The following is an 18,481-nucleotide window of genomic DNA, read 5'->3' on the forward strand; positions in this document are numbered from 1 at the left end:
CGTTACGCTATCTCTACGGACTAAAAGCCCTATCCAGAAAAGCGTCACGCATAGCGAATGTGGAACAACACCTTAAAGCTTAGAAACTCATCCCCACCCACAACCACAAAATATCGCTATCCACTTTGTAATCATCGGCAGAATAAGCCGCGTACTTGATGCCCGCATTATAGTTTTTAGCAAACTTGCGGCTGTACACCATATTCCATTCATCGCCGTAATCTTCCATGCCGGGCGAATCTTCATCGGCGCTGTATTCATGATAAATGACAGCCCAGCTCCCCCCCGCCAAACTGCCACCCACCGAAGCGTAGGTATCGACCAAACCGCCCGCCGGAGTGCCCCCGACAATAAACTGATCAGCCCAGCCGTTAAATTTATGTAACGTGGCCAACGGCGTCTGGAACGATGCCATGCCGTCATCTGAGCCCAGCACCTCATAACCGAACTTGGCGGTAATACCGGCCACCGCAACACCACCTTCAAGCAATGTATAATCAGTGTCACTTTCAGCGCCCGCGCCATCAAAGCTCTGACTTGCCAACTCAGCGGTGTAAAGCAACTTGACCTCCCCCGCTGGCACACTGCCATTTAAACTGACGCCGAAGGTATCCCGCTCATTCTGTGGACCATCGACATAATCAATCAGGTAGCTGTAAGCCACTATTTTCCCGATGGGGCTGGCATACGCCGCATTAAAGAAATGATTCTGGGCTTCAGCATCGGTTTCTTCCGCAAAAATACCGTTTACCTGAGAAACATAGGCATAGCTCAAGGTGAGTTTTTCCATTGGCGCGTAACTCAAGGTCAGTCCATCATAGGTTTGACGATCCTGCCGCCACCCTACATGACCGACAAAACGGTGGTTATCATAGCTAATGACTTGACGACCCAACCTGGCAGTAAAAGTACCCGCTTTATATTGGATAAAACCTTGATCTAACTCGGTGTGTTCAGGGTCGGCAATAACCGAATACTGACCGACGTTGTAGCCAGTCGGAACTACTGCGTAATCGCCCACACCTCCCACTATTCGATTGTCCTCAAATTCAACCGTAGCAGAGAAACCCTCAAGCTCGCCGGTGATATAACCAATCCGGCTGCGAAGGGTTAATGCACTGGCATTATCCAATGCGTTATCTTGATCGACGGATTCATAGCGCAGGCGAAAATCGCCAAAGGCTTTGCCACCCGTCACAGCATCAGTAAAAGCATCTGCAGACACCCCTGCCACCGAAAATCCAGCTGCAGCGATGATCGACGCACTTAACAACTTTGTATGAAATTTTCTCATTGGAAACCTCTCCTTAATACCATCGATAAATGACGTTTTTTTAATTCCCTGAATTGGTAGGAAGCGCTGTTTTACAGAAAACCAATCGATACGCAGTTATTATAACTGGCTTCATTTTCGGTAAATCACACTCAAGCAATACGCCTACACACCAAGCACAAACTGTTGATCACCACAAATAAAACCCAAGTTCTACGAGGTTAAAATTCTCAACTTTCAGCACGGTATCTCCCCGCGCTAAAGTGAAGAAACGACACAACAGCATGAACGAAGTCGGTCTCCAACGACCCATTCAAAACTACTTTCAAAGCTAGTACAGCAAGCCCTATGCCAAAGCGATAAACCACAGCAAAATTCAACTAAACGGAGGGTAAACAGGGCGATAAAGCGCGAAGAGGCTGCAAAAACATGCAAAATAAATACTTGTTCAACAGAAGGCACAGCAATAGTGCAGAAAGATAATAACCACTGGCGCCATAACAAATCACTTTCGCACCATTTGCGAACACCACAGCAAGATTCTTGTTTTTATAGGCGCACCAACAAAGTGACGAAAATGCTAACGCTGTAAACTCCAAAGCAGCAGCAACAGCAGCACTCCGGATACGGTTTGCCAAAATCGCAGGGGGTTTCTTGCCAGCAAGGGCTGCTGACCGGGAGGAGAAAACGAGGGGTTTGGATTACGCAGGTCGTGAACAAACTCGGCCATATCAGCATAGCGCAGCTCCGGACTGATGCTCAGAGCCTTTTCTAAGGCCGCATCCATCCACAGTGGCACATGGGGGTTGTAGTGACTTGCCGGAATGTATTCCAGGCGCCGATAAGCCACCGTACTGGCGGTCTCGGCAAGCTTACCCCGATAGGGATGGGTGCCGGTAAGCATCTCGAAAACCACCACCGCCAGCGAAAATTGATCAATTTTTGCGGTGCTTGAACGACCTAGAACCTGCTCTGGCGCAGAATAATGCGCCGTTCCCAGGCAAGTGTCTCGGACTATGGGAGAGGCAATTTCAGCAAGGCCTGCCACATGACAGGAGCCGAAGTCGATAACACAGGCGCTGCCATCGCTGCGCAGCAGAATATTCTCTGGCTTTATGTCTTGGTGGATCGTATCCCGTCGATGCATCGCCAATAAGCCTTTTGCAATTTCTGCAACAATATCCACCACATCTTGCGGTACGGGCTTGTCGTGACGCTGCATCCACTGCGCTAGCGTTTCGCCATCGATATACTCGGTAAGATAATAAAGACAGCTGGCTGGCACCGGCAACTCAACTACCTCAACCACATGGGGACTGGAAATGCGCTTACCGATCCAGCCTTCCAGTACAAACCGCTCAAGATAGGCCGGATCGTCTTCAAAATTCGCAGACGGCGTTTTCATGGCGTAAAACTGGCCACTCTCAGCATCGCGAACCTTATAAATCTGGCTGCGAGAACTTGCATGAAGCTCGGCCTCGACCACCACGCCATCAAGGCGATCACCCGCTTTTAAATCGGGGGCTAACGGCAATGCGGTAAGTCGGCGATACACCTCGTCGGCGTTTTCTCCAGGCAAGCCATCCACTCGCAACAGCTGGCAGCTAAGATTATCGTCACTGCCCACCGCCAGCGCAGACTCAAGCAAACGACCACAACAGGCATCCAGGTTATCCCCCGCCTGAGCGAGCAGCGCGCTTATCGCAGACGAGTTTAAAAACCCATGCACACCATCGGTGGTCAGTAAAAAAAGATCATCAGGCTCAACATCCACCGCCCGATAATCCACATCCAAATTACTATCGAGACCCATCGCCCTGGTTAAGTAGCTGTGCTTCTCGTTAATTTGTCGGGCATGGTCCCGGCTCAACTGCTCCAACACACCAGATCGATAGCGATAAATCCGGCTGTCACCAACATGAAAAAGATGGGCGGTTCTGGATTTAATCACCGCAATACTGAGTGTGGACACATAGCCTTTTTCAGCCTGAGCGTAGTGCCGCCCCTGACTGAATAGCCAGCGATTTAGCGCGGTAATCACCTGCTGCGCCGACCGTTTCACAGACCACGAGTCGGGGGTAGAAAAATAATCCTGGAGAAACCCTTTAACGCAGGTTTCCGCCGCCTCTTTTCCCGCCTCAGCGGCAGACACCCCATCTGCAATCACCGCCACCGCGCCTTTGGTAATCAGCGCGCTGCCGGTTGGAATTAAAATACCAAGACTATCTTCATTAATCGATTTACACCCGGCCGAGCTCAGCTGCGCTGCACTGCAGCGCAAACCTGTCTCAAAATGCATGCGCGACGCTCTGACCCAATGCCATCATTTAACCCACTTCCACCAAGGCCACACTGCCATCGTCATTCAGTTCAGCGACATGACCTTTGGGCTCTTCTAAAAACTGCACCGCAAAGAACACCACTGCCGCGCAAGCTGAAATTACCATAAAGAAGGACGAAGCATCGACAAAAGACAACACCGTCAGAAAAATCACCGCACCCACATTACCATAGGCACCGGTCATCCCAGCGATCTGCCCAGTCATACTACGCTTTACCAAAGGCACAATGGCAAACACCGCACCCTCACCTGCCTGCACAAAGAAAGAGCAACACATTGTCGCAATCACTGCCAAGGCAATTGGCCACGCGGGATTAATTTGGCTCAGTACGATATACCCCACCGCCAAACCGGCTACCAATACTGACAGCGACTTACGGCGGCCCACTTTATCCGACAGATAACCGCCACTGGGACGGGCCACTAAATTCATAAACGCAAAACCCGACGCCAACAACCCCGCCGTCACCGCAGTCAGCTCAAACGTTTCCATAAAGAACAATGGCAACATCGACACCACCGCCAGCTCAGAACCAAAGGTAACGAAATAGGCGACATTCAAAATGGCCACTTGCTTAAACTTATAACGCTGCATTTCTGGGATGGGGATACCCTTAATGGCATCACTGTTTACCCGCAAAATTTGGCTGATCTGCACGACAAACAACACCGCAAGCACGCCGTAAATTGCCGTTGCGGCCCAATCTGTTAGCAAGCCTAAATTAGTGGGAGACAACTTCCACGTCAGCACAGCCAGCGCCAAATACATTGGCACGCACATCGCAATATAAAACACCAAGTCCCGACGATTACTCACCACCAAGCCACCCGACTTTTTAGGCTTAAAGTAAGTTGCGCCCTTTGGGGTATTACGCGCTCGTAAATAAAAGAACACGCCATAAGCCGCCGCAATAACACCGGTTGTCGCGGTAGCATAACGCCAGCCATCGGGGCCACCATACATAATGGCCAGGGTTGGCAGCGACATGGCTGCCGCCGCCGAACCAAAATTCCCCCAACCGCCATATACACCTTCAGCCAAACCCACCTGGCGAGCCGGAAACCACTCTCCTACCAAGCGAATGCCAATAACAAAGCCCGCGCCAATAAAGCCCATACAAAAACGCAGTAAAGCAATTTGCTCGTAGTTATCGGCAAAAGCAAAAGCGCAACAAATTGCCCCACCGACAATCAACAGCGAACTAAAAACAATGCGGGGACCAAAGCGGTCCACCAGCATACCAACGACTACTCGCGCAGGGATGGTCAACGCCACATTAAGAATCATCAACGCTTTAACTTGCTGACTACTCAGATCAAAAGCTTCTTTGATAGAAACCAGCAGCGGCGCATGGTTAAACCACACAACAAAGGTTAGAAAAAACGCAAACCAGCTTAAATGCAGCAAACGTATTTTGTCCTGCTTAAGGTCCAGCAGGTTTAGATGTGAGGAAGACATCTCAAACTCCAGTCATCGGCAATAGCAATGGCGACTAGCACAGCAAGGGCTATGCCAGCCGCAGCAAGAAGCCATCCAAAAAATAATTAAGCCATTGAATTAAAAGAATAAATTTATATATCAACCGCAAAAACGACCCAACTTGGTGCGACCGACAATTCCAGAACAATAACCGCAAAGCACCAATATCGAACATTCCGCCCCAACACTTTGCAGCGCACCGGCTGATTTCCACACCAAAAACGCCCCAAAAAAACGCAAAAAATAATTTTATTATTATTTATCAACACCTTACGAAAACATAAAGATAATGGCACAGCTATTGCTAATTACCCTGCAACGGATACAGACAAGCATGAACACTGCGGTCACACCGACGTAAAAGGTAAGGCCCCGCACAGAAGTAAAGGATCATCACCATGAGCAACCCAAAACGCCTACTGGTTATTGGCAACGGCCCTGTCGGCCACCAATTTCTTGAATCTTTGGTTGAAAGCGGCCAGGCCTCAGAGTTCACCATCACCGTCATTGGTGAAGAGCCCCGGCCAGCATATGACCGCGTTCACCTCACCGCATGGTTTGAAACTCGCAAAGCCGAGTCCCTTAATATGGTGAAAGAAGGTTTTTATGAAACCAACAGTATTGCGGTAAAAAACAGCGAAAAAGCCGTCGCTATCAATCGGAACAAAAAAATTGTCAGCACCGACAAAGGCGAGGAGTACAGCTACGATACCCTAGTACTGTCCACAGGGTCGTTCCCCTTCGTGCCACCGGTACCTGGCCACGACCGAGATAATTGCTTTGTTTACCGCACCATTGAAGACTTAGAAGCCATTACCGCCGCCGCCAGCAATGCCAAAGTTGGCACCGTGGTAGGCGGCGGGCTATTGGGATTAGAAGCTGCCAAAGCGATTAAGGATTTGGGACTAAAAACCCACGTTGTCGAGTTTGCCCCCCGACTGATGGCGGTTCAGGTCGATGACGGCGGCGGCGCCCTGCTTCGCAAAAAGATTGAAGACCTCGGTGTTTCCGTCCACACCCAAAAGAACACCCAAAACATTACTGATGGCGACAGCTGCTTTCATAAAATGTCTTTTGCCGATGGCAGCGAACTGGAAACCGACGTATTGGTCTTCTCCGCTGGCATTCGCCCCCAAGATGCCCTTGCCCGCCAAAGTGAGCTGGAAATTGGTGAGCGCGGCGGTATTGTGATCAACGACAACTGCCAAACCTCTGACCCAGACATTTACGCCATTGGTGAATGCGCCCTGTGGAGTGGTCGCATCTACGGCTTAATCGCACCGGGTTGGGATATGGCCAGAACCGCGGCCGACCATGTATTGGGCGGTATAAATGGCAACACCTTTACCGGCGCCGACATGAGCACCAAGCTTAAATTAATGGGGGTAGATGTTGCCTCCATTGGCGACGCCCATGCCAATAGCCCCGGCGCAAAGAGCTATACCTTCATTGATGAACAAGCCGAGGTTTACAAAAAAATCGTGGTGAGCGAAAACGGCGAGCACTTGCTTGGCGCCGTACTGGTGGGTGAAGCCGAAGATTACGGCAACCTGCTGCAGTTTGCACTGAACAAAATCACCCTACCTGAACACCCCGAGGCCATGATTCTTCCCCAGCTGGATGGCAGCGCCAGCGTTGGTCTCGGGGTGGACGCCTTACCCGATGTCGCCCAAATCTGTAGCTGCAACAATGTCAGCAAAGGCCAGATTTGTGCCGCGGTTCAAGATGGCGCCCACACTGTTGGCGACCTCAAAGCCTGCACCAAGGCCGCCTCGACCTGTGGCGGCTGTACCGCACTGGTTGGCCAAGTACTAAATGCCGAGCTGACCAAACTGGGCGTAGAAGTGAACACCGACCTCTGTGAACATTTCCCCTACACCCGCCAAGAAATCTACCACTTGGTTCGAGTCGGCGAGATCAAAACCTTTGATGAACTACTGGAAAAACACGGCAACGGCCACGGCTGCGATATTTGCAAACCCACTGCAGCCTCTATCTTAGCCTCCTGCTGGAACGACTATATTCTTGAACCCAAACACGCCGTTTTACAGGACACCAACGACCGTTTTCTGGCCAATATGCAAAACAACGGTACCTTCTCTGTGGTGCCGAGGATGGCGGGCGGCGAAGTCACCCCCGACGGCCTGATTGCGGTGGGCAGTGTTGCCAAAAAATATAATCTGTACACCAAAATCACCGGTGGCCAGCGCGTGGATTTATTTGGAGCCACCGTTGATCAGTTACCACTGATCTGGAAAGAACTGATTGATGCGGGCTTTGAATCCGGCCACGCCTACGGCAAATCTCTACGTACTGTTAAATCCTGCGTGGGCAGCACCTGGTGCCGCTACGGCGTCCAAGACAGTGTTGGCCAAGCCATTGATCTGGAAAACCGCTACAAGGGCCTGCGCAGCCCCCACAAACTAAAAATGGCGGTATCGGGCTGTACCCGTGAATGCGCCGAGGCCCAAAGCAAAGATGTTGGGGTCATCGCCACCGAAAAAGGCTGGAACCTCTATCTGTGCGGCAACGGCGGCATGAAACCCCGCCATGCAGACTTATTCGCCTCAGATATCGACACCGAGACCATGCTCAAGTACATCGACCGCTTCCTGATGTTCTATGTTCGCACCGCAGATCGCCTGCAGCGCACCTCGGTGTGGATGGAAAACCTGGAAGGCGGCTTGGATTACCTCCGAAAAGTCATTGTCGATGACTCATTGGGCATCTGCGATGAACTGGAAGCTGAAATGCAGCTAGTCATCGACAGCTACCAGTGCGAATGGAAAACCACCATTGAGAACGAAGACAAGCTGAAGCAGTTCCGTAGTTTTGTTAATGCCGACGGCAGCGACAAAGAGATTGTCTTTATCCAAGAACGCGGCCAGATTCGTCCCGCCACTGACGAAGAAAAACGCAGCGGCGCATCACTGATTGCCGTGGCCTAAGACTTCGCCGACCTCGTCGGCAAAAATGATAGAAAGAGGATTAATGATGGCCTGGACATCTGTCTGCAAAATTAACGATATATTGCCAAATGCTGGCGCCGCCGCATTACTGGGCGACACCCAGGTGGCCATATTTCGCGTGCAAGACCAATTTTTCGCGCTCTCCAACAGAGACCCCTTCAGTCAAGCCAATGTGTTGTCCAGGGGTATTGTGGGCAGCCTGGATGGCAAGCTGGTTGTCGCCTCCCCCATTTACAAACAGCACTTCACCCTTGACGGTGGCCAATGCCTGGAGGACCCCGACGTGAGCATCCCCCATTACGCGGTTCGCGTTGACGGCGATGCGGTGCAAATCAGTCTAAGCGCAGAATAACCCCCTTCATCATGGAAGGGTTAAATACAACAAGATGGGTAAACCACAGATAGTCTCCACCCTGACCGGTCGCATGGCAGCTCCCCCGCTGCCCGGCCGGATTTTTTTCGCCTTTGGAATCCCGGGCTCCCCGGTTTATAATCCCTGCGCATTTTCATTCCTAACCCACTTCTGATAACGGAATTCAGTATGAGCTATTCAAAAATTCCCGCTGGCAAAGAACTGCCCCACGACATTTATGTTGCCATCGAGATTCCTGCTAACAGCAGCCCGATCAAATACGAAATTGATAAAGACACCGATAGCCTGATGGTAGACCGGTTCATGGCTACCCCCATGTTTTACCCTGCTAACTACGGCTATATCCCCAACACATTGTCTGAAGATGGCGATGCGCTGGACGTATTGGTCGTCACCCCTTACCCCGTGGTACCCGGCTCAGTGATCCGTGCGCGTCCCATCGGCATCCTGAACATGAGCGACGAAGCGGGCCAAGACGCCAAATTGCTAGCCGTGCCCCACGATAAGCTGAGCGTGTTGTACAAAGACGTGAAAGAGCCTTCTGACCTTCCACCTCTGCTAATTCAGCAAATCGAACATTTCTTTGAAAACTACAAAGATCTGGAAAAAGGCAAGTGGGTTAAGATTGACGGCTGGGCTGACAGCAAAGCTGCCTTGGCCGAAGTTGAAAAAGCGGCTGCCGCTTACAAAGGCTAAAATCGTCTTGCTTGGCGGGGTCAGAGCTTGGCCCCGCAACGACACAAGCCCTGCCACACACAATCGTTCGGAGATTCCCTCCGACCTCCTCCCTGCTTAACCTCACCCCTGCCTCAACACCTTCCCTGTTAGCTACGCAGCACAGCCCCTCATCTGCAACGCCCTTTAAAGCGCAGCCCTTATGCAACACACAATAGCCCGTATTGGGCACAGCAAATCAAGGTAGGGGGAATAGCTCGCTGCCAACATTCAAGCGCGAAAAAACAAGGGGAAAGAAGCAAAATGGTAAATTGCTGGCGCGCCCGGAACCGGGCGCGCTAGACATAGAACAGCATCATCACCGCTGAATTACAAGGTTTCACTGCTCTGCAGTCACTGGAACAAATTACTAAACCCAAGTTGATCAACTTGCTTACTGAACTTTGGGCATAGCTTCCAGAAGGCGCTGATATAACTTTGAGTTTTTGTGGATAGACTTATGCTTAGCATAGGCATCCACCGCACGCTCCCAAGCATCATCACTGCCATGCGCATTAAGAGAGAAGCTCGTACACACTGTTTTCTTCTCAACCTTAGAGGCAACACCCACCTGAAAAATCGGCGTTAAATTGCCGCTTTTCTCGGTTTTGAGCAGGTAACTAATGCCTCGTACGGTACCGTCTGGCTTAAAGCAACGGTCTTCCTTGGTATCCTCAAGATAACGAAGCTGACGTTCTTCGAGCTCAGCATCCCGCTCTATCGCTTCCTTTTCTATCTGTTTCTTTTGACGCCCTTCCAGTCGCTTCCCGTCCTTTTTCAAGGAGAAATATTCTTGAAACAATTCTCCCGCAACGGTTCTGCGCACCCGGTAGCCGTAAAACGCTCTGTTATCCAGTAATTTAACGCTCACAAGCACCTCTATAATTTTTTGTTAGTTCCAACGCAATATACCATATGTCCATAAATGTGTCTGACGATTTCACCAAGCGGTAGCTTGTTACTACACAAAACTGGAGAAGCGTCACAAAACACGCCTCCGCATACCGCCATCAAGCCTCGTCAATATTCTGATCCATATTTAACGCTGGAAGTTCATTGGTTTCTCGACCAACTTGCTTCGCCGGGACACCTGCCACAGTCGTAAAGGGACCTACGTCACAAAGCACTACACTTCCCGCCGCAATTTTGGCGCCTTCACCCACATTGATTCCGCCCAGTACCTTCGCGCCAGCACTGATCAAAACCCCATCCCCGATGCGAGGATGCCGAAGTCCTCGGCGACTGCCGCAGCCGCCCAATGTTACAGAGTGCAACATCGACACATTGTTCCCCACTACCGCTGTTTCTCCTATAACTAAACCGGTGGCGTGATCAATCATAATGCCACTGCCCAGCGTTGCCGCCGGGTGAATATCGACGTCAAACGCTGTTGCAATGCGGTTTTGCAGGAACAATGCCATTGAGATTCTGCCCTGCTGCCACAACCAGTGGGCGATGCGATAGCCCTGAACCGCCTGAAAGCCCTTAAAGTATAAAAACGGCATACCGTAATGGTCGCAGGCAGGATCCCGATCAAAATGTGCGCAAATATCATCTGCTGCGGCACGAACAATACCCGGATCTGCCGCCATGGCCTCATGAAAGACGTCCCGTACCAACATCGCCGGTACCGAGTCACACCCCAGCTTACCCGCAATTTGAAAACTCAATGCCGCAGGAAAATCCGGATGATTTAGAATACTGGCATGGTAAAAACTCGCCAGCACTGGCTCATTACCACCGTATTGCTGGGCTTCTGTCGTCATTGCTGACCACAACTCTGCCACCGACAAACTCATTTTTTCTCCTGTCTCTAATTCAGACTTAAGGCTGAAGGGCAACCGACAAACAAAACTGCTCCGGGTAGGCCGCAGAGGGCACGGCAATATAACGCTGATAAATTTCCGTCAACCTCGCCAAAATTTGGGGTTTTAAACACACATCGGCTCGATCCAAAGCCTCGGCAAGCACCCCAGGCCGCAAACTGCGCTCATACAAAAACGAGAGTGGCGCATAGCTTAAGTGCCAGCGCTCTGGAGCAATGCCACCACGATCAACATCGTAGGGACGGAAAAACCCCTGCCCCAACCCTGCCTGAAATTGCTCATCCAGCCAGTTGTGCATGGCAGCAAAGGGGCCATCCCCTTCCACCTCCTGCGGCGTTAACTGTACATCGTAATCAGCGGGCACCGCCCCAGCATCGTAAATATCAATATCCGTTCCCCAGTGGTGACGAGACGCTCCCGGCAAAGCCGACCATCGCAGAATAACATCCACTAATTGGGATTCACTTAGTGCCGCGAAGTCCAACACCGCCCCGGCCGAGTCAAGCAACGTTCGCTGGCCACTGGCTTTGGCATTCCAAATGGCCCGCTGGCGATCAAAGTCCCGAAAACCGCTGATAATTTGCATATCAAACCCAGCATCAGCTGCGTTTGACTGCAACGCCCGAAAAGGCGTCACAATCTCTGGATGCACCGGTTTACCCAGCGAAGTGTCCATCAGCTCACTTCGCTGGCCCAGTAACAGCTCAATGGGAATTTCTGATGACGATTTAGACATTGACAGACTACCAAGGGACTTGCACATTCTGGCATCATACTACCCCGTGCAATCCCCGTCTAAGCAGGAATCGTCCCAGTGGAAACACCCGGCAAACGCAAAAAAGTCGCCCTGGCATTAGGTAGTGGCTCGGCAAGAGGTATGGCGCATATTGGCGTGATTCAGCGCTTGCAAGAACTTGGCGTAGGCCCAGACATCATCTGTGGCACCTCTATCGGCGCGCTAATTGGCGGCTGCTACCTCACCGGCAAACTCGACCACTTCAGTGATTGGATTCAACATCTCAGCAACGCCCAAGTATTTCATTATATGAGTGTCAGCCTCTCTGCCACCGGCGGCGTCGCCCATGCCACCCGATTAATGGACTTTTTTGCCCAAGAATACGGCAACCCCGATATAGAATCGTTGCCACTTCCCTTTGCCGCCGTCGCCACCGACTTGTATCGAGGCCGAGAAATCTGGCTTCAGCGAGGACCCCTCTGGAACGCGGTCAGAGCCTCAATCGCCATCCCCGGCGTGCTCACCCCCATCAGCAAAGACGACGACGCCTGGCTGGTAGACGGTGGCTTAGTAAACCCTGTGCCGGTGTCGGTCTGTCGCGCACTGGGCGGCGACATCATCATTGGGGTCGACTTAAACAGCGACATACTGGGGCGACGCAAAGTAATTACCGATGTGGCGGCCCCCACCAATGAAGAAATTGCCGAGGAAGAAGAATCAGAAGAAGACAAAAATATTGACCCAGAAGAAGCGGCCGAACTCTCTGCTTTTGGCCGTTTTACCCAATCCTTAAAAGAAGCCGCCGCTAACTTTCGCAGTGACGAAAACAGTAAACCCGTCGCCCCTGGCACATTAAGCGTAATGATGAGTGCCATTAACATCATGCAAGACCGCATCACCCGGTCGCGACTGGCCGGCGAACCCGCCGACATTATGCTGTGGCCACGACTTGGCCACATCGGCTTGCTGGAATTCAGCAAAGCCCAGGAAGCCATAGAGGAAGGCCGAGACGCGGTGGACAGAATGCTACCAGCGATTCGACACACCTTTGAGCGCGAAGGAGATTTTCGCCTCAGCACAGCGGACATTCCACAAAGCGATGACTGACCAAGCTCCCCAGCGGGTCTTAAATATTGCCGATTTGAATGACCCCGGCAGCCGGGGCTTTAGCCATGCAGGCCGAGCTTATTTTGCGGTGCGCTATCAGGGACAGTTACGGGTATACCGCAACCTCTGCCCCCATCGTCAGATCGGTCTGGATTGGCAGCCTGATGCTTTTTTCGATAGCAGTAACAGTCTCATTCAGTGTGCCAGCCACGGTGCCCTGTTTCTGATCGAAACCGGCGAATGCGTTTCTGGCCCCTGTCAGGGAGAGTATTTAGAGGCTGTCGACTTTGAGCAGCAAGGAGACTGGCTATACCTCCGCGTTTAAACCAAACGGCTTAAACACTCACCGGTAACGCTCTCACCAAACGTATCTGGGTAAGATTAATATCCGCTCCCAGCGCCACCACCTCTAAGCCTTTTGCCACCGCATCCCTTAAAACCTGGGCATAATACGGGTCAATATCTACTGCGGGGGCGACCGATTCAATGCCGCTGTGCAACACCGCAAAGCACAGCACCACGCGATAACCCGCCGCTTTAAGGCGCAATAATTCTTCAATATGACGGGCCGCCCGAGCGCTGACCGCATCGGGAAACTGCCCCACTCCGCCACCACAATGCAAGGTCACTGATTTAACCTCCATAAAACATTGCCACGGATCACTCTTCCCGTTCGCCTCCCCCTCATCTTCAGCCAACGCAAAATCAATACGGCTACCGCTGGGCAACTTCCACTCCCCGCGCCAACGGGTGTACTTGGCCAGCAGGGGGATACTTCCCAGCATCAGTGCTTCCGCCACCAAACGGTTGGCTAAAGCAGAGTGAATACACACGCTATGGCCATCACTGGTTTCGACAATCTCCCAGGTGTAGGGCGTCTTGCGCTTGGGGTTATGACTTTTTGACAGATACACTCGACTGCCCGGCTCCGCACAACCCGTCATTGCACCAGTGTTAGGGCAGTGGACGACTAACTCTTGGCCGTCGTCCAACACCACATCGGCAAGAAATCGTTTGTAACGACGCGTTAAACGCCCACCTATGAGTGGCTCAGGCCATTCCATTCTTTACTCCCACATTGAAACGCCATCAAAACCCGTCGCACCACCGTGTTTTGCCACCTTATGCAAGGCTCAAGGGCTGGCAATCGTGTTATTGTAAGGGGCATAGCCATTAGCCAACACATCCTATTCACCGCTATTTGGAAGCCCATGCTAAAGACTATTTCAATTTTCATCCTGGTTTTTTTCGTCGTTGTTTTTGCGGCTATCAGCACTGCGCTTATTCACCCCAATTTACTCCGGGGTGCAATCAGTTCCGGCGCAGAGCGCTTTGCTGGCCTTGAACTGAATATTGGCGAGCTGCACAGCCACCTCAACCCACTGCGTTTTGAGCTTAAGCAAGTGAGTATTCGCAACCCGGACTGGGGCGACGAAAAACTGCTACAGCTAGACGACTTAAAGCTGCAATTAACCGAACTCCCCTTTGCCGCGGAACCCTTTTGGGACCTTTATGGCAACGGCATCACCATCGTCGTGGCCAGAAATGAGAAAGGTGAACTCAACTGGATCAGCAGTAAATTAGCCAGCGGCGAAACAACGCCCCCCGAACAAACCACCGCACCCCCAGGCAGCCTGCTCCCCTCAGACTTCAACTTCAATGACATCAAGCTCGAAAACGTGAGCTTTACATGGCGCAACGGCGAGCTGGAAGAAACAGTGGTACTGCCCCTCGTAAGCGCCCAGCGGGTCGAAGCGGGCAACGGCAAGTTACGCCTGAATGTAGAATACCGAGAAGAACGCTTTGAAATTGAAAGCAAGGTTGATTTGTTTGATCCCAAAAACGGCATCTTAAATTATCAACTCGGGCTGCAGCACCAAGATGCGCAGCTCAAAACCAAAGGCCGCTTGGTATTAAGCCCCGATCTGAAAGGAAGTGAAATAGACGTGGATTTAGCGGTGCAGGACCTTAGCCGCCTAGCGGCTTTAGCCGAGGCGGAAGCGCCTGTCCTTCCTCCCACCACCGTGACAGCCACACTGGCATTTACACCCGATTATGAAATTCGAGACCTCGCATTAAAAAGCGGTGATAGCGAAATCAATGGTAACGTCACCGTCAGTCAAGGAGACTTTGCAGTCACAGCAGATCTCACCGCCCCCTTTGTCGATATCGACCAGTTATTTCCTGCTAGCACCGAAGAAGAAAGCGAGGACGAAGAAAGTACCGAAGAGGGGCCAATTGACTGGCAGTGGTTAGACAATATCAATCTCGCCCTAAAAGCCAAAATTAACACCCTTAACGCGAGAGGCTGGGCGGTTAGCAATTTAGGCATCGACACCAACATTAAGGAAAAAATCACTGCGGACATCAGCGCTGCAGAAATTAACGAGGCCCAAACTCAACGTCAGTTTAACGATGTTGCGATAAGCGCTAATCTCGACCCGCTATCCACTACCACCCAAGGTGCGGATCTCAGCAGCAAGCTCAAACTGCGCTTAGGGGACATTCAGCTCAACGCCAATGGTCCTTTAAATGTAAATGGTCTGAAGGGCACCGAGTTAACCGTGAAAGGCTCCGCCCCCCAGACCGCCGCCATTTGGCAACTGGCCCAACTGCCCTGGAAAGAGGCGGGGCCACTGGCCATTGAGGCCACTCTCGCTAGCGACGGAGAACGCCATAGTGCCAAGGGCAGCGCCAATATGGGCCAGCAAAAAACCGAGTTCGATTTGCGCTACTTGGACCAAGCTCGACCCCGCTTAGACGGCGAGTTGGAATTGAGCAAGCTGGACTTAGCTTTTATTAACGAGGCCAAACCCCTTGCCGAAGCAGGCGATGAGCCTAAGGCCAACACCTCTAAAAAAGGACCGCTATTTAGTCAGGAACCGATTGCCTTAGATGCCTTAAAGGGGATTGACGCCAAACTGGTGATTACCCTCAACGATATCGACACCGGTTACAACTTGCTTAAACGCGCCAAGCTCAACCCGCAACTCGACAATGGCAAGTTCACCCTGCAAAAAAGCACCCTGCAATTTGACCATGGCGAAGCAAGCATCGCCGCCGAGCTGGATAGCAACGGCAATGAACCCAGCCTAAAAACCAGCTTTAAGCTCAGCAGCGATGACTTTGGTCAATTGGGATTGGATAAAGCCGCCGGTATACGCGGCGGCAACGGTCGCATAGAACTGGAAGCAGACAGCCGCGGCCAAAGCCCGGCAGAGCTGGCCGCCAACCTGAATGCCGATATCAATGCCAAAATCACGGATTTGGAAGCCAAGGGCAATGCCCTCAATCTTATTGGCTCAGACCTACTCACAGAAATGATCAGTAAGCTCAACCCCTTCGCAAAAAAACGGACGATGACAGATATTGAATGCGTCGCTGTGCATTTCTCGGGCAAAAACGGCAAGTTAGTCAGCAATAACGGTATCGCCCTGGAGACCGACGCCACCAAAATTGTCGGCACCGGCAATATCGATTTGGCTGACGAATCACTGTCTTTTGGCGTATCACCCATTGCCCGTAAAGGTGTGGGGATTAATATCGGTGCCGCTGCGGGCTTAGTCCGGCTCGCGGGCAGCTTACAAAAACCCCGTATCGTCGCCGACGCCTCGGGCATGGTCAGCTCGGGGCTGTCTACCGGTGCGGCCATTTACACTGGCGGTCTCTCCCTACTTGCCCAAGGCCTCTACAAACGAGCCATGTATGCGGGTAGCTCCTGCGATGGCTCACTAGAAGAAGTCCCCGAGGTCGAGGAACTACCTGACGAGCTAATCAACCCTCCAGCGCCCCAACCAGGCAATGCCCCATCGGCGTCAGGCCTTACTCAGCCGAATAACGCAGAAGCCGTCACGCCGCAATAATAATTCAGTGTCGGCAAAAACCCCCTGAGCTTTGCGCTGCAGGGGAATAAACTGATTAACCACAAACAGCGCCTGGCCACCGGGGCGCAGTAACGAATAAGCAGCCTTAATAAAGCGATCTGTCAGCTCACCCTCCACCGCAAAACCTTGATGGAAAGGAGGATTGCAAAACAAGGCATCATACTGACCGGTCTCGCCTTCTGCACAATCCGCCAACAAAAATTGCGCCTCAATGCCGTGGTAACGACAATTACCCTCTGCCGCCACAAGTGCCGTGGCATTATTATCGGTCAAGAGCCAGTTGGCGTCAGGCAAGCGTTGATGTGCCATCACCGCCAAATAACCATAGCCACAACCCAAATCGACGCAGCTTTGTGGCGGTGACGCGAAATGCTCTAAAAACCTGTCCAAATTCTGGATTAATAGCGCACTCCCCTGATCCAGCTTCTGCCAACCAAATATACCCGGCTTGCTATAAAAGCGCGGCGCCTCGGCTATAGGTCGCAGCACTTCATAATCTTGATCTGGCAAAAACTCACCCAGCACAGCGCCCTTATAAATATGAGCCACATAAACCCCGCCCGCCCGTTTTTCAACTCGGCTGTCACCAGCCAATAAGCGGGCAGCTTTGTCGGCATAGGTTTTCAAGCCATCGTTTTTATAGCCCACCAGCAGCAATACGCCGCCCTCTTTAAGGTGTGTAGCCGCTTGATTGATCAAGTAATGGACCAAGGCTTTTTCTTTAGAAACCCGGTAGCAAATAGATTTGGGAGGGCAGCCAAACAGCGAAAAATCACCGAGCTCAACCGCATAGCCTTGCTGTTCAAATAACTTGGCGGTATCACTGCGATTGCTAAATACCTGCCACTCCCCACTCACCGTTGGGGGGAGATCATCTTGCTCCCCGGCAAACCACCAAGCCGGGGTTTCCAGTTCGGCAAGCCGGGCATACAGCTCTTGTTGTGCTACATCAGCCATGATTCACGCTTTTTATTTCCGCTTCGCTCAAAGCGCGGTATTGCCCTTCAGCCAAGCTTTCATCCAATTCGACATCACCAATGGCTTCTCTATGCAGTAAGGTCACCGCATTGCCCTCCGCGGCAAACATGCGCTTAACTTGATGGTATCGCCCTTCTTTAAGTCGCAACAAAGCACGCCGTGGTGCCAGTATTTCCAATTCTGCAGGCAGTGTTCGAGCTTTATCATCTTTCAAAAAAACACCCCGAGCAAAATGCTCAATGCATTTTTCTGAAATCACTTCAGCAACTTCAACATAATAGCGTTTCCAGCAATCTCGCTGAGGTGAAGTAATTGCATGAGACCACTGTCCATCATCCGTCAGTAAAACCAAACCGGTGGTATCAACGTCTAATCTTCCCGCCGCATGCAGCCGTTCGGGGTTATCCTCATCCAATAAATCCAAGACCGTAAGGTGACGGCGATCCTTAGCCGCACAGACATAGCCTTGCGGTTTATTCAGCATAAAATATCGTGGCCCAGCCTGCCGCAAAACCTGGCCCTGCAAACACACATCACTATTATTGTTTATCGCATAGCCCACATTGCTAACTGTCTCTCCATCAACGGTCACCTCCCCGTCTTTGATCAGACGCTTGGCCTCGCTGCGAGAGTAATCAGTTACCGTCGCCAAATAGCGATCTAAACGCATGGATTGCGATTGTTTGCTCAACAGTAAACCCTCAATAAAATAGTATTTTCTGTCATGCAACGACTTCCAACAAGCATAAAAAAGGGGCCAAAAGAGGCCCCTTTTTTATCAGCCGCTAACAGCGACCAAA

At 51.6% G+C, this 18,481-nt stretch carries 15 protein-coding genes; 6 read left to right on the forward strand and 9 right to left on the reverse strand.

What is annotated here, in order from left to right; translation table 11 throughout:
• Positions 1-79 precede the first annotated feature (79 nt).
• From IMCC21906_RS15845 to IMCC21906_RS15855, 3 genes are all read right to left on the reverse strand, one after another.
• Positions 80-1,294, reverse strand: a complete 1,215-nt coding sequence (locus IMCC21906_RS15845; RefSeq protein WP_047012969.1) for an alginate export family protein — start codon at positions 1,292-1,294, stop codon at positions 80-82.
• A 559-nt stretch (positions 1,295-1,853) separates the two neighbouring features.
• Positions 1,854-3,572, reverse strand: coding sequence for a bifunctional protein-serine/threonine kinase/phosphatase (locus IMCC21906_RS15850; RefSeq protein ID WP_047012970.1), 1,719 nt, complete (start codon positions 3,570-3,572; stop codon positions 1,854-1,856).
• Positions 3,573-3,600: 28 nt separating this feature from the next.
• Positions 3,601-5,073 carry a NarK family nitrate/nitrite MFS transporter gene (locus IMCC21906_RS15855; RefSeq protein ID WP_047012971.1) on the reverse strand — a complete coding sequence of 491 codons (1,473 nt, stop codon included), beginning with the start codon at positions 5,071-5,073 and terminating at the stop codon, positions 3,601-3,603.
• Positions 5,074-5,492: 419 nt separating this feature from the next.
• On the opposite strand from IMCC21906_RS15855, the gene nirB reads away from it, so the two are divergent.
• The 3 genes from nirB to ppa all read left to right on the forward strand — a co-directional run bounded on the left by nirB (position 5,493) and on the right by ppa (position 9,132).
• Entirely contained in the window at positions 5,493-8,042 is a 2,550-nt protein-coding gene (gene nirB / locus IMCC21906_RS15860; protein ID WP_047012972.1) for a nitrite reductase large subunit NirB, read from the forward strand.
• Positions 8,043-8,085: 43 nt separating this feature from the next.
• Positions 8,086-8,415: a nitrite reductase small subunit NirD gene (nirD, locus tag IMCC21906_RS15865; RefSeq protein ID WP_047012973.1), complete on the forward strand. Its 330-nt coding sequence runs from the start codon at positions 8,086-8,088 to the stop codon at positions 8,413-8,415.
• A gap of 189 nt (positions 8,416-8,604) precedes the next feature.
• Positions 8,605-9,132 carry an inorganic diphosphatase gene (gene ppa, locus IMCC21906_RS15870; RefSeq protein WP_047012974.1) on the forward strand — a complete coding sequence of 176 codons (528 nt, stop codon included), beginning with the start codon at positions 8,605-8,607 and terminating at the stop codon, positions 9,130-9,132.
• 412 nt (positions 9,133-9,544) lie between these two features.
• Here the strand turns inward: ppa and IMCC21906_RS15875 are convergent, their stop codons facing one another.
• The 3 genes from IMCC21906_RS15875 to IMCC21906_RS15885 form a co-directional block, all read right to left on the reverse strand.
• Entirely contained in the window at positions 9,545-10,021 is a 477-nt protein-coding gene (locus IMCC21906_RS15875) for a hypothetical protein (protein WP_047012975.1), read from the reverse strand.
• A 139-nt stretch (positions 10,022-10,160) separates the two neighbouring features.
• Positions 10,161-10,949, reverse strand: a complete 789-nt coding sequence (cysE, locus tag IMCC21906_RS15880; protein ID WP_047012976.1) for a serine O-acetyltransferase — start codon at positions 10,947-10,949, stop codon at positions 10,161-10,163.
• Positions 10,950-10,974: 25 nt separating this feature from the next.
• Positions 10,975-11,712 (reverse strand): M15 family metallopeptidase, encoded by a 738-nt coding sequence (locus IMCC21906_RS15885; RefSeq protein WP_156166071.1) that lies wholly within the window; start codon positions 11,710-11,712, stop codon positions 10,975-10,977.
• Between the two features lie 78 nt (positions 11,713-11,790).
• Here IMCC21906_RS15885 and IMCC21906_RS15890 point away from each other — a divergent pair, with 78 nt between their 5' ends.
• Both IMCC21906_RS15890 and IMCC21906_RS15895 read left to right on the forward strand, forming a co-directional pair.
• Positions 11,791-12,819 (forward strand): patatin-like phospholipase family protein, encoded by a 1,029-nt coding sequence (locus IMCC21906_RS15890; RefSeq protein WP_047012978.1) that lies wholly within the window; start codon positions 11,791-11,793, stop codon positions 12,817-12,819.
• Positions 12,812-13,144: a Rieske 2Fe-2S domain-containing protein gene (locus tag IMCC21906_RS15895; RefSeq protein WP_047012979.1), complete on the forward strand. Its 333-nt coding sequence runs from the start codon at positions 12,812-12,814 to the stop codon at positions 13,142-13,144. The genes IMCC21906_RS15890 and IMCC21906_RS15895 overlap by 8 nt, the downstream gene beginning before the upstream one ends.
• Positions 13,145-13,154: 10 nt before the next feature.
• Here the strand turns inward: IMCC21906_RS15895 and sfsA are convergent, their stop codons facing one another.
• Positions 13,155-13,883, reverse strand: coding sequence for a DNA/RNA nuclease SfsA (gene sfsA, locus IMCC21906_RS15900; RefSeq protein WP_047012980.1), 729 nt, complete (start codon positions 13,881-13,883; stop codon positions 13,155-13,157).
• A 147-nt stretch (positions 13,884-14,030) separates the two neighbouring features.
• On the opposite strand from sfsA, the gene IMCC21906_RS15905 reads away from it, so the two are divergent.
• Complete coding sequence (locus IMCC21906_RS15905) at positions 14,031-16,682, forward strand: AsmA family protein (RefSeq protein WP_047012981.1); 2,652 nt, start codon at positions 14,031-14,033, stop codon at positions 16,680-16,682.
• On the opposite strand, the gene IMCC21906_RS15910 is transcribed toward IMCC21906_RS15905, so the two are convergent.
• Together IMCC21906_RS15910 and rsuA are read right to left on the reverse strand one after the other, a co-directional pair.
• On the reverse strand, positions 16,635-17,660 hold the full coding sequence (locus IMCC21906_RS15910) for a methyltransferase (RefSeq protein ID WP_052763591.1): 1,026 nt from the start codon (positions 17,658-17,660) through the stop codon (positions 16,635-16,637). The two genes, IMCC21906_RS15905 and IMCC21906_RS15910, sit on opposite strands and share 48 nt — an antisense overlap.
• Positions 17,653-18,372 (reverse strand): 16S rRNA pseudouridine(516) synthase RsuA, encoded by a 720-nt coding sequence (rsuA, locus tag IMCC21906_RS15915; protein ID WP_369795802.1) that lies wholly within the window; start codon positions 18,370-18,372, stop codon positions 17,653-17,655. Before rsuA ends, IMCC21906_RS15910 begins: the two co-directional genes overlap by 8 nt.
• Positions 18,373-18,481 lie beyond the last annotated feature (109 nt).

The organism is Spongiibacter sp. IMCC21906 (assembly GCF_001010805.1).
In the GTDB taxonomy this organism is placed as follows: Bacteria; Pseudomonadota; Gammaproteobacteria; order Pseudomonadales; family Spongiibacteraceae; genus Spongiibacter.